Here is an 11,325-nt window from a genome sequence, read left to right as displayed (position 1 = left end):
AGCTTCTGTATAATCAGAAGCTTTTTTCTATATAGCGTGATTGGATGATATGGAAAACGGTGAATTAAAATATAAACGATGAACAGGGATATCGTAGAAAGGATTGTTTTATGAGTGAATACTGGGCTGAGAAGGCATTGGTCAAATTCGAATCTCAGTTTGATCAAAACAACACATACAACATAAAAAACAACAGACGGCTATCAGAAAAATCAAAGGTATGGAAGTATATGGACTTTGCTAAGTTTGTCAGTATGCTATATCAAAAATCCTTGTTCTTTCCAAAGCCTTCGCTGTTCGTGGATAATCATGAAGGCAGTTATTCGGCGCTGGATGTTAATAATATTTTGAATGATCCTCTATCTTATTTGACCATACCTGTGGATGAAAGACTATCGAAAGAAGAGAAGCGAAGACAGCTTCACGAATACATCAAGCAGATGCATGATTATGTCGGAGTGAACTGCTGGCACTTGAACGAAGAGGAATCTGCGGCCATGTGGAATCTGTACTTGAAGTCCGATGAAGGCATCGCCATCTGCTCTACTGTGGAGAAATTATACAGCAGCATATCGGATAAGAGGTTTCATACGTATATCGGACAGGTTCAGTACATCAACTTTAATTCTGAAATGGCAAGCCTGAATCCCTATGAAACACTCTTTTACAAACGCCGTTCCTTCAGTCATGAGAACGAGATCCGACTGCTCGCATTTGATAATCCGAATAACCGCATTTTTGACCATAAAGACGGGGCATATGTACAGAGTAATTTGAACACATTAATTGATGAAGTGTATGTATCGCCAACAAGCCCTGAATGGCTGAGGGAGGTAGTACAGTCCGTTCTGGAAAAATACAGGCTTCCGTTTAAACCTGTGATTAAATCGTCGTTATATGAAGGACCATTTTATTGAAATTTCAGAAGCAGCCGTCTAAGGCTGCTTTTCTATATCCATCCTAAAAAGGTTGCACATAACAGGATGCATTGCCATAATATATATATGAGCATATATTCATATATGAAAGGAATTATTGCTATGGGACATTCTCATGATCACCAGCACCACCATCATCACGGCAGCGGAAATAAGGATGCATTAAAGTGGGCTTTCATTATCATTACTCTGTTTATGGTGGTTGAAGTCATCGGTGGAATAATGACCAACAGCCTGGCGCTGTTATCAGATGCAGGGCATATGCTGAGCGATTCAGCGGCACTTGGATTAAGCTTTTTAGCCATGACGTATGGTAAGAGGGCCTCTTCTCATTCTAAAACATTTGGTTACAAACGTTTTGAGATTTTAGCAGCTTTTATTAATGGAATTGCTCTGATTGCGATTGCTATCTATATCTTTTGGGAAGCGTATCATCGTATTTTACAGCCTGTCAGTATTGTCAGCTCTGGCATGCTGATTGTGTCAGTCATCGGTTTTATTGTGAATATCATAGCTGCATTTATTCTGATGAGAGGCGATAAAGACGAAAACATAAATGTAAGAAGTGCTTTTCTGCATGTGCTTGGAGATCTGCTTGGATCTGTAGGTGCGATTATCGCAGCCCTCCTTATTATGTTCTTCGGTTGGGGATGGGCGGATCCGGCAGCAAGTGTTATAGTAGCTGTCCTTGTATTGATAAGTGGCTGGCGGGTAACGAAAGAATCCATCCACATCTTAATGGAAGGGACTCCAGCCAACATCAATATAGATAAGGTTAAACAAACACTATTATCCATTCAGGAAGTAAAAGAGGTGAATGATCTGCATGTCTGGTCAATCACTTCAGATTTTCCGGCCTTCAGCTGCCACCTGGTTACGGATACCGGGATTGATCAACAAGCGTTGTTAATACAAGCAAACAGCCTGCTGCATGATGAATACCATATTGAACACACGACGATACAGATTGATGCAGGCGGCCATCCTTGTAAAAAGGGGGATCACTGTAACTAATCCGAAAGAGCTGAGCTCAGTTAACCTCATGGTTGTGAGCTCGGCTTTTTTAGAGATGCGGCAAGTTTTTGTAAAATCACTTCCTCATTCGCTATAATAAATATCGACGTATCATGTTACATACAAAATTTTCATCCTGAGGAGGAACTATGTTAGCAGATATTTGGCCGCCGATCTCTTTGTCCATCAGTATTGCGGCAACAGCCTGGCTCATCGTGATAATCATCGGGGTTATACTGGGTAAGACTATGGCAGGCAGGCGTTTTAAAGGAAAAGTGATCATTGAAACGATGCTGATGCTGCCGCTCGTACTTCCTCCAACGGTTATTGGATTTTTACTTATTGTTGTGTTTGGGAAGAGGAGTCCGGCCGGACAGCTGATCGAAGCGGTGTTTCATCAGCCGATCATTTTTACATGGTGGGCGGCTGTTCTTGCTTCAAGTGTGGTGGCTTTTCCTCTTATGTATCAATCGGCAAAAACAGGTTTTGAAGGTGTCAATCATGAGATCGAGGATGCAGCCAGGGTAGATGGAGGCGGGAGATGGAAGGTTTTTCTTCTTATTTCTGTTCCTCTTTCAATGACATCCATTATTTCTGGAGCGATCTTAAGCTTTGCAAGGGCGCTTGGCGAGTTCGGAGCAACTTTAATGTTTGCCGGAAATATCCCGGGTGAGACTCAAACGATTCCGAGCGCTATCTATCTTGCCATTGATTCAGGGAACATGAGGGAGGCTTGGCTTCTCGTCCTCGCAAGCATCAGTATTTCTTTTGTAATGCTGACAGCAGCCTATCGGATAAAACGTTAAGCAGCAGGTAATGGCCCAGCCGTTGCCTGCTTTTTTGTGCAAAAATGAAACCTTAGAGAGTGTTGTCCGTATATATAACGGTAAACACTCATTTCAACAGGAAGGTTGATTGTGATTAAATCGATTTTTTCAAAGATTGGTAAAGGCGGGGCCGCTGTGGATCTGCAGCTTACAGACTCAACTTATGTGCTTGGATGGACATTAGAAGGCCAGATTGTGGTAAGGGGAGGAGGAGTTCCTCAGATGATCCACTCGCTGTCAGTGAATCTGCTCGTTGAGTATGAAATAAAGGGCCTCCCCTCTACCAAAGTGATGGGCTCTGTTTCGGTAGCTGAACAGTTTGTCATTGATGCAGATGAAGTTATTACTCTTCCATTTATTTACCCATTGCCAGAAGATTTGCCGATCTCTTGCCAGTCTGTTTCTTATTCACTCTGTACGCGTCTCGAGTTGGAGGATGGGACGGATGTATGGGATACGGAAACTGTTACGCTTAAGGGCACGGATGCTTTCCTGCAGATTTTCTATGGACTTGGCGCTCTCGGATTCCGTGAAAGCGCAGAATCGGGAGAGTTCAACGGCTCACTTCAGACGTTTGTTTTTTTCCCGGCTGTACTGAGGAAAGAGGAAATAAAAGAAGTGCATATCCAGGCGGGGAGTGAAAATAGCGGAATCCGAATTTTACTGGAAACCTATTGCCGTGAAGGCGTGATAAATAGGAAAGAACACTTTTTTTGAATGAAAAACTAAGAAACCGACAAGACGTTGAAGACGAGCTTAAAGCTAAACTGGCTTATATGGCTAAGGCTTGAAACATCTCTTAATATACGGAGCACAAAAAAGGAGGATTTATAAAGATATGTTTTTTCACCCGATGGATTTTTTGATCATCATTGCATTTGCTGTCTCGTTGTGGGCGCAGTTTAAAGTTAAAGGGAATTTTAAGAAATGGTCACAAGTAGAGGCTCATTCCGGGAAAACTGGGGCTGAAATCGCAAGGTCGATCCTGGATGACAACGGGTTGCACAATATCCCGGTTGAAGCGGTCCGCGGGACGCTAACCGACCATTATGACCCTGTTTCGAAAGTGGTGCGCCTCTCAGAACCGGTATATTACGGGGATTCCATCGCATCTGTTTCTGTTGCTGCTCATGAGGTCGGCCACGCCGTTCAGCATAAGCAATCCTATGGTGCATTAGCGCTGCGTCATCGTATGTTTCCATTAGTGAACCTGACCTCGGGAGTGGCGCCATTTTTATTGCTTGGAGGATTTCTGCTTAACCAGTTCTCATTGATCGGTATCGGAATTGTGCTTTTCTCATTCGCTGTCTTCTTTCAGCTCGTTACGCTTCCCGTGGAGTTTAATGCCAGCTCACGGGCAAAACGCTATCTTGTGACTGAAGGATTTATCCGCAATGAGGAAGAGCGAGGAGTGAACAAGGTACTGAACGCTGCGGCTCTTACGTATGTGGCCGCTGCATTGATCTCTCTCCTGGAACTTTTGAAATTCATCATGATTTTTTTTCAGGGTGAACGGGAGGAATAACATCAATATTGTAAAAAAGATGTTTCTCTTGATGAGAAACATCTTCTTTGATTTCTACTATACTTAACGGTAAAACATGAATTAATAGACTCCGCCGTAGCCAATTCCTCCTGCACCAAAACCGCCTCCGCCAAATCCGCCTCCGAAGCCCCCAAAGCCTCCGAAGCCGATACACGCGCATCCAACGATGATCAAAAGAATGAACAATACGACAATTAAAGCAAAAGAAGCTCCGCCGCCAAAAAAACTCATAGTTTACACCTCCTCAACTTAGAATATGATGGCTTGACTTAATTGGTTTAGGCAAGCTGTGAAATGTGCCGGTGTCTTTGGAATGATAGTTAACGTATAGGTGAAACAACCATTTTGGTAACCAACCTTGTCTCAGAGAATAAACTGGCTATATACCACACAAGGAGGATCTATACTTGTACGAACACATGAGTAATATTAAGCCAGGCTATCACATGCCGAAAGACAATAAAGCGTACCAGGTAAGCCCAAGCCACAAAGAGCACTGGATGCATCTCTGCAAGCAGTATGCAGGAGCCAACTGTGAGATTGAGATGGCAGACGGTAAGATTTATCATGGAAAGATTCATAGCCATGATAATGACAACATTTATCTCATCATGCCCATGCAGCACAGAGACGAAGCATCTGAACGCTTCTTCCCTGGTTTTGGCTTCGGAGGCTTCCCTGGTTTTGGTTTCGGAGGTTTTGGTTTCAACCCGTTTTTCGTAGGACCTTTTTTCCCGGGCTTCGGTTTGTTCGGTTTTCCTTTCTTCGGATTTAGAGGTTTTAGACGTTTCTGGTGGTAATTAATGTGTCAGTATTGTCCTGTTTAAAAAAAGAGAACCGCAGACTCCATCGTCTGCGGTTCTCTTTTTTATGATTGATTATTTGTCAGACATGAACGCTTCAATGTCTTCTACTGTACGAATAATGTCCTTTGAAAGATTCTCATATCCGTCTTCGGTTACGAGAATGTCGTCCTCAATCCTGATGCCGATTCTTTCATCTTCAATATACAAACCAGGTTCAATCGTAAGGACCATTCCTGGCTCAAGAACACGGTCTTTGTATGAACCGACATCATGAGTGTCGAGTCCGAGGAAATGGCTGACGCCGTGGTAATAATAATTAGACAGCTCGGCTTTTTCTTTAAATAAGCCGATTCTTATGCATTCTTCTGCGAGAACGGCTTTCGTGTGTTCATTTAATTCTGCGAACTTTAGGCCTGGTTTAATAAGGGCTGTTGTTTCTTTCAATGCTTTAAGAACAATGTTATAGATTTCCTTCTGACGGGAAGTGAATTTTCCATCAGCAGGGAACGTGAAGCTGATATCAGCATTGTAATAGTCTTTTTGAGCACCAAGATCCAGTAATATGAGATCACCATCATTGATCTTAGAATCATTGTCTTCATAATGCAGAACAGTAGCGTTTTTTCCGCTTGCCAAGATGGTATGGAAGGCAAAATCCTTAACGCCTGATGATTTGAGGATAAAGTCAAAGTGCGCTTCGAGCTGGTTTTCCATCATACCGGCTTTTGCATGTTTTAGTACGTTATAGATGCCTTCTTTCGTAATGTTGATGGCTTCCTTAATCTTTTGAACTTCCTCTTCGGTTTTGAACACTCTTAATTCTGTAATGAGAGGATACGCATTTTGAATCGCAAGATGAGGATAATGCTCCTGTAAATGCTTTGCGAAGGAGAAAGCCTTGGTTTGTGCTTCAGACCATTCTCTGCGCTCCAAATCTAAGTATACATTCTTTACGGATTCTGCAAAAAATGTTCTTGCCATGGACGTTTCAAAGCTTTCCAGATATGAAATGCTTTTTATCCCGGAAAGGTTCTGAGCTTCTTCTTTTGTCAGTGACGCGCCAATCCATTTTTCCATCACAGGATCTGCTTTCTCGATGAAAAGCGTCTCTTCCACGGAAGTCTCCGTCTTTTTCATGACGAGGATGATGTTTTGACGGTTAATCCCCGTTAAATAATAAAAGTTGCGGTTCGGAGTAAAGGGATATCGTTCATCGGCAGATTTATAAGGGGCCTGGCCGGCAAAAATAATAGCTGTTGATTCAGCAGGGAGCTGATCTGTTAGTTTTTTTCTGTTTTCAATAAAAAATGATGCTTCCATGGGATCCTCCTCAGTAGTTTTAAAATTAAACTGACTATGTGGTTTATTTTCATTGTATTTTTAATGGAATTTTTCGTCAATCAAATACGATTGAAAATTTTAACTATTTTGTGATCCAAATCAAGAATGGAAAGGTTAGCTAGATGAAAACAAAGTATTTAGGATGAAAGGATGAAAACGATAGCACGAATATTTGTTAGAACTTTGGGTATTATTTTTATCGTATTAGGAATTGTTGGTTTCATTATACCGATGGAGGGACTCTTTCATCTGACGCCGGTCCACAATATTGTTCATTTAGCTTCAGGAATTGTGGCAATCATTATGAGCGGTACAGAAGCGAAGGCGAAATTGTATGCGAAAGTGTTCGGATTTGTGTATCTGCTTGTTGCAATCTTTATTCACACATGAATTTGCGGGAATCCATTTTCTTGCGGCAGACAACGTGCTGCATTTCATCATTGCTTTTGTCTCAATCTTTACGGGATTTGCTTCACCAACATCCAAATCAGCAAACAAGACAGTTTCAAATTAAAGCTCATGGAAAAAAGGGTATGTCAGCTGACATATCCTTTTTTTTACGAGGAAAAAGGGAGCGGCGTGCCGAAATGAATAGGGAGGCAAAGGGGAAGTCGGCCGGCTGATAAAGAAAGAAAAGTGACCGTAAAGAGTACATAAGGAGTATAGAGATGAATACAGGACTAAAACAGCAATTACGAGAATCCTATGATAAAGAATCGATGAGCAGAAACGGACAGGAGACGCAAACATGGAAGGTTGAAGAGAGACAAATATTTGCTGACCTGCTCTTGCGTGATAACAAAAAAAGCCTTTTGGACCTTGGTGCCGGGCCGGGGCGTGACAGTCTATTTTTTCATCAAGAAGGATTGTCCACCCTGTCTCTTGATTTATCACCTGAGATGGTTGGATTATGCCGGGAAAAAGGACTGGCTGCAGAAGTAATGAGTTTTGACAGTTTAGCATTTGCAGATGAGTCGTTTGATGCTGCATGGGCATTGAATTCTCTTTTGCACGTACCAAAAAGCGAGATTATAAATGTACTCGAAGGAATAAAGCGAGTGTTAAGGGCAGGCGGACTCTTCTTTATGGGAGTGTATGGCGGCGTTGATTCTGAAGGGGTATGGGAAGGCGATTCCTATGATCCGAAGCGATTTTTTTCCTTCTTTACGGATGAAGACATTCAAGAGACGGTGTCTTCTGTTTTTCACATTGAAAGGTTCCATGTGGTTCCCCCTGATGTGATTGGCGGTTCTTTTAGCTTTCAGTCATTGATTTTACGAAAATAAATAAACAAAAGACAGCGGCCATTTACGGCAACTGCCTTTTGTTTTATACGGCGCTTTTAGCATACGTTTCAAGCTTGCGATAGCTTACTTCTTCTTGTGTAAATTCTTCTTCTTGTTCAAAGACAAATTCTTCTGGAGAGTTGAAGTCAAATTCAACCGTTCCAGAGAAGACATAGGTTGCGTTTCCTTTAAGCAGTACAGAATAGCCGCTTTTTTCTTTCAGTTCATTCACTTTGCAGCGCACCATACCGCCGTTGTTTAACACTGTAATATCTTTTTCGGGATGATTGATGCCTAGCCGGCACGTAATCAGGCTTGCTGCGGACATCGCTGTTCCGCATGAGTTAGTGATTCCCACACCGCGTTCATACGTTTGGACAAAGATTTTTGAATCACCCAAATCTTTGACGAAACTGACATTCACGCCCTTGGGAAACACACTTTTTAATTCATTCGCTTTTTTCCCGATCTCAGCTACTTGATCTTGATCAATATCATCGACAAGTGTAATGATATGCGGATTCGGCATACTTACTGCAGTGAAGGCTATTTCTGGAGACAATTCAGGAATCACCGTATTTTCAAGTGTTTCTTGGTCATGGATTAAGGGCAAGGTGTGAACATCAAACGAGACAGGTCCGATCAGAACTTCAAAGGTTTGAATATCGCCGTAAATATTTTCAGTTCTTTGTACATCGAGGTTTGCTTTTAGCGTTTCGACGATGGCATGATCTCTTCCTAATAACTCAGTAATGTATCTTCCTGCACAGCGGAGCCCGTTGCCGCACATTTCCGGCTCGGTGCCATCTGAATTGAAAATCCGGTATTTAGCATCCGCTTTCTCGCTTTTTTGGATAAACAAAATGCCGTCCGCCCCAATAGAGCCTTTGCGGTCACAGAGGACTTTCGTCAAAACGGTACGCTTTTCATCATCGAGTCCGTAATCATTGCTGTATTCATCAATTAAAATAAAGTCATTGCAGGAGCCATGTGTTTTTAAAACGTCAATTTTCAATGGTCTTCGTCCTTTCGTTCCGCCGAATTTCTTATTAGTATCATAACAAGAAACATAAAAAAATGTTAACATCAAATAATAGAAATTACAGAGCATTAAGCTTCATGATCAAGATTAGGCGTGGTATATATAATAGTGTAAGCTAAATAAGGGAGGGAATAAAATGAAAGAGATTCAAACTTTAGAAGAATTTAATGAAGTCATTTCAGCGGATAAAGAAACCATTATGATTTTTACAGCGGGCTGGTGTCCGGACTGCCGCAGACTGGAAGTATTCATTGGAGATATTATCGAAGAACACAACGACAAAGCCTGGTATGAGATCGACCGGGATAAGTTTCCGGAACTTGCTGAAAAGTACGAAGTCATGGGAATCCCAAGCTTGCTTTTGTTTAAAAATGGAGAGAAACTCGCCCATCTTCACAGTGCCAATGCAAAAACACCAGAAAACGTTCGTGCTTATCTGGAGAGCCTTCCAGTATAAAGGAATAATAAAAGCCGCCTCATAAATTGTGAGGCGGCTTTTCTCTGTACATCCGTGACATCACATTGCATACCAACTACATCAAATTACGGTACCATTAATATTACGAATAGGCATGAGAGGATGAAACACGACTAAGCCGCCACGCTTCCTGTCACGATTAATCTTGTGATAGATTAGGAAACATAACTAAGTACTTTAACACGAAGGGATTGTGGAGAATGAACGAAACGATAAAAAATATTCTTTCTCACCGGTCGATCCGCCGGTTTAAAGATGAACCGATTCCGCAAGAAACCATTGAAACGCTCGTCCAATGTGCTCAGGCTGCTTCCACTTCCAGCTATCAGCAAGTATATTCCATCATAGGAGTGGAGGAGCAGAGTTTAAAGGATAAGCTTGCTGAATTGGCAGGCAATCAAAGCTATGTGGCCCAGAATGGCTACTTCTTCGTCTTTTGCCTTGATTATCACCGCCATAAGCTTATGGCTGAAATGACAGGCGGAAATGTTGATGCGACCGTACAATCCAAGGAAGGATTCATGGTAGGGATGATCGATGTTGCTCTTGCCTCACAGAACCTTGCTATGGCTGCAGAATCGCTCGGCTTAGGCATCGTCTATATCGGGGGTATTAGAAACAATCTTCCGGAAGTCTCCGAGCTGCTTCGCTGCCCTGACCATGTAGTGCCGCTGTTCGGCATGGCTGTCGGCTTTCCTGATGCCTCCCCTGGTTTAAAACCGCGCTTGCCTCAAGAAGCCGTCTTCCACAAAAATCAGTACAAGGATGATGAAAAAGCGCTGCCGGTCTTAAAGGAATTCGAGATGAAAACGGCAGAGTACTATAAAGAGCGCACAGGCGGAGCCCGGGATGAAGGGTGGGCCACTCAAATGGCGAGAGTAATGGCGCAGCCAAAGCGGACCTATATGAAAGAATTTATTGAGTCGAAAGGGCTTGATAAACAATAGCAAGAAAAAGTTCTGAGATATGATGTTTGAAATGAAAATAAAACAACGTTATACTTGAATCATGCTTTACAATTAAATATGTTTCCTTCGGGGTCGGGTGAAATTCCCAACCGGCGGTGATGAGGATTTGTCCTCTTAGTCCGTGACCCGGCTGTGCAGTGTGCATAGACGGTGGATCTGGTGAAACTCCAGAGCCGACAGTATAGTCTGGATGGGAGAAGGAATGAAGAACGCTTATTTGGCATTGTTTAAAAATACAATCCTTGAAAGCTTATTTCGTCATAACTGTTTATTGATGCTACGAGTTTATTCAGAACAATAAATAGGAACCCCTGGGAGAATTGTGTCTTCCGGGGGTTTTTTGTTTCTGATGCTTAATCATCAAGTTCAGCCCATTCCTTAAATTAAGATATTTCAATAATAAACGACAGGGGGTGAATGAATGTTTACAGGAATCATAGAAGAATTAGGAACCATTGAAGGTATAAAAAAAGGCAATGAAACAATTGTACTCACCATTTCAGCTGCAAAAGTTCTCGTTGATGTACAGCTCGGGGACAGCATTTCTGTAAACGGAGTTTGTCTCACGGTCACAACCTTTTCTGAAAAGAGCTTCACTGTTGATGTGATGCCGGAAACGTACAGAAGTACAGGGCTAAAAGGATTGTCATTCCATTCCAAAGTCAACTTGGAGCGGGCCATGGCGTCCGGCGGAAGGTTTGGAGGACACTTTGTCAGCGGACATATCGACGGAACGGGAGAGATTGTCCAGAAGCGGCCAGAAAAAAATGCCATCTATTATGACATTAAAGTACCGCAGCACCTTGCGAAATACCTTTTGCTGAAAGGTTCAGTTGCTGTAGATGGAACGAGCCTGACGATCTTTGGACTGACAGATGATACGTTTACGATCTCCTTGATCCCCCATACGGTCTCACATACCGTACTGGGTGCAAAAGCAAAGGGAGATTCGGTAAACATCGAGTGCGACATGCTTGGAAAATATGTTGAAAAATTTATGTCCGGTAAGACTCAGCCGGAGAACAAGAAAACAGCCATCACGATGGACTATTTAACGGAGCACGGATTTTAGAGGCAAA

At 42.4% G+C, this 11,325-nt stretch carries 14 protein-coding genes and 1 riboswitch; of the genes, 11 read left to right on the top strand and 3 right to left on the bottom strand.

Annotated elements, in window-relative coordinates; translation table 11 throughout:
- Nucleotides 1-110: 110 nt before the first annotated feature.
- The 5 genes from M1K46_RS15670 (at nucleotide 111) to M1K46_RS15650 (ending at nucleotide 4,304) form a co-directional block, all read left to right on the top strand.
- A complete protein-coding gene (locus tag M1K46_RS15670) occupies nucleotides 111-917 on the top strand; it encodes a DUF2971 domain-containing protein (protein ID WP_062236766.1) in 807 nt (268 codons plus the stop codon).
- Between the two features lie 123 nt (nucleotides 918-1,040).
- On the top strand, nucleotides 1,041-1,952 hold the full coding sequence (locus M1K46_RS15665; RefSeq protein ID WP_062236763.1) for a cation diffusion facilitator family transporter: 912 nt from the start codon (nucleotides 1,041-1,043) through the stop codon (nucleotides 1,950-1,952).
- Between the two features lie 149 nt (nucleotides 1,953-2,101).
- Nucleotides 2,102-2,758 carry a molybdate ABC transporter permease subunit gene (modB, locus tag M1K46_RS15660; RefSeq protein WP_256226706.1) on the top strand — a complete coding sequence of 219 codons (657 nt, stop codon included), beginning with the start codon at nucleotides 2,102-2,104 and terminating at the stop codon, nucleotides 2,756-2,758.
- Between the two features lie 111 nt (nucleotides 2,759-2,869).
- Nucleotides 2,870-3,496, top strand: coding sequence for a sporulation protein (locus M1K46_RS15655; protein ID WP_256226704.1), 627 nt, complete (start codon nucleotides 2,870-2,872; stop codon nucleotides 3,494-3,496).
- A gap of 121 nt (nucleotides 3,497-3,617) precedes the next feature.
- Nucleotides 3,618-4,304, top strand: coding sequence for a zinc metallopeptidase (locus tag M1K46_RS15650; RefSeq protein WP_256226703.1), 687 nt, complete (start codon nucleotides 3,618-3,620; stop codon nucleotides 4,302-4,304).
- Between the two features lie 81 nt (nucleotides 4,305-4,385).
- Here M1K46_RS15650 and M1K46_RS15645 read toward each other — a convergent pair whose 3' ends face one another.
- On the bottom strand, nucleotides 4,386-4,556 hold the full coding sequence (locus tag M1K46_RS15645; RefSeq protein ID WP_256226702.1) for a YjcZ family sporulation protein: 171 nt from the start codon (nucleotides 4,554-4,556) through the stop codon (nucleotides 4,386-4,388).
- Between the two features lie 176 nt (nucleotides 4,557-4,732).
- On the opposite strand from M1K46_RS15645, the gene M1K46_RS15640 reads away from it, so the two are divergent.
- Nucleotides 4,733-5,125 (top strand): hypothetical protein, encoded by a 393-nt coding sequence (locus M1K46_RS15640; RefSeq protein WP_256226701.1) that lies wholly within the window; start codon nucleotides 4,733-4,735, stop codon nucleotides 5,123-5,125.
- Between the two features lie 78 nt (nucleotides 5,126-5,203).
- On the opposite strand, the gene M1K46_RS15635 is transcribed toward M1K46_RS15640, so the two are convergent.
- Nucleotides 5,204-6,451, bottom strand: coding sequence for an aminopeptidase P family protein (locus M1K46_RS15635; protein WP_256226700.1), 1,248 nt, complete (start codon nucleotides 6,449-6,451; stop codon nucleotides 5,204-5,206).
- A 171-nt stretch (nucleotides 6,452-6,622) separates the two neighbouring features.
- Between M1K46_RS15635 and M1K46_RS15630 the strand changes: the two genes are divergently transcribed.
- Nucleotides 6,623-6,862, top strand: a complete 240-nt coding sequence (locus M1K46_RS15630) for a DUF4383 domain-containing protein (RefSeq protein WP_256226699.1) — start codon at nucleotides 6,623-6,625, stop codon at nucleotides 6,860-6,862.
- A 278-nt stretch (nucleotides 6,863-7,140) separates the two neighbouring features.
- A complete protein-coding gene (locus M1K46_RS15625; RefSeq protein WP_256226698.1) occupies nucleotides 7,141-7,758 on the top strand; it encodes a class I SAM-dependent methyltransferase in 618 nt (205 codons plus the stop codon).
- A 43-nt stretch (nucleotides 7,759-7,801) separates the two neighbouring features.
- Here M1K46_RS15625 and dapF read toward each other — a convergent pair whose 3' ends face one another.
- The gene (gene dapF / locus M1K46_RS15620; RefSeq protein WP_256226697.1) at nucleotides 7,802-8,773 is read right to left on the bottom strand and encodes a diaminopimelate epimerase; all 972 of its coding nucleotides are present in this window, start codon (nucleotides 8,771-8,773) and stop codon (nucleotides 7,802-7,804) included.
- A gap of 163 nt (nucleotides 8,774-8,936) precedes the next feature.
- Between dapF and M1K46_RS15615 the strand changes: the two genes are divergently transcribed.
- The 3 genes from M1K46_RS15615 to ribE all read left to right on the top strand — a co-directional run bounded on the left by M1K46_RS15615 (nucleotide 8,937) and on the right by ribE (nucleotide 11,318).
- Entirely contained in the window at nucleotides 8,937-9,257 is a 321-nt protein-coding gene (locus tag M1K46_RS15615; RefSeq protein WP_062236743.1) for a thioredoxin family protein, read from the top strand.
- 221 nt (nucleotides 9,258-9,478) lie between these two features.
- Nucleotides 9,479-10,225, top strand: a complete 747-nt coding sequence (gene nfsA / locus M1K46_RS15610; RefSeq protein WP_256226696.1) for an oxygen-insensitive NADPH nitroreductase — start codon at nucleotides 9,479-9,481, stop codon at nucleotides 10,223-10,225.
- Nucleotides 10,226-10,304: 79 nt separating this feature from the next.
- Nucleotides 10,305-10,452, top strand: a riboswitch (FMN riboswitch).
- A 215-nt stretch (nucleotides 10,453-10,667) separates the two neighbouring features.
- Nucleotides 10,668-11,318: a riboflavin synthase gene (gene ribE, locus M1K46_RS15605; protein ID WP_053355585.1), complete on the top strand. Its 651-nt coding sequence runs from the start codon at nucleotides 10,668-10,670 to the stop codon at nucleotides 11,316-11,318.
- Nucleotides 11,319-11,325 lie beyond the last annotated feature (7 nt).

Origin of the sequence: Fictibacillus sp. WQ 8-8, assembly GCF_024494405.1 — a bacterium.
Lineage (GTDB): Bacteria > Bacillota > Bacilli > Bacillales > Fictibacillaceae > Fictibacillus_C > Fictibacillus_C marinisediminis.
The sequence above is the reverse complement of the archived record's forward strand: the minus strand, read 5'-3'. Positions and strand labels throughout refer to the sequence as shown.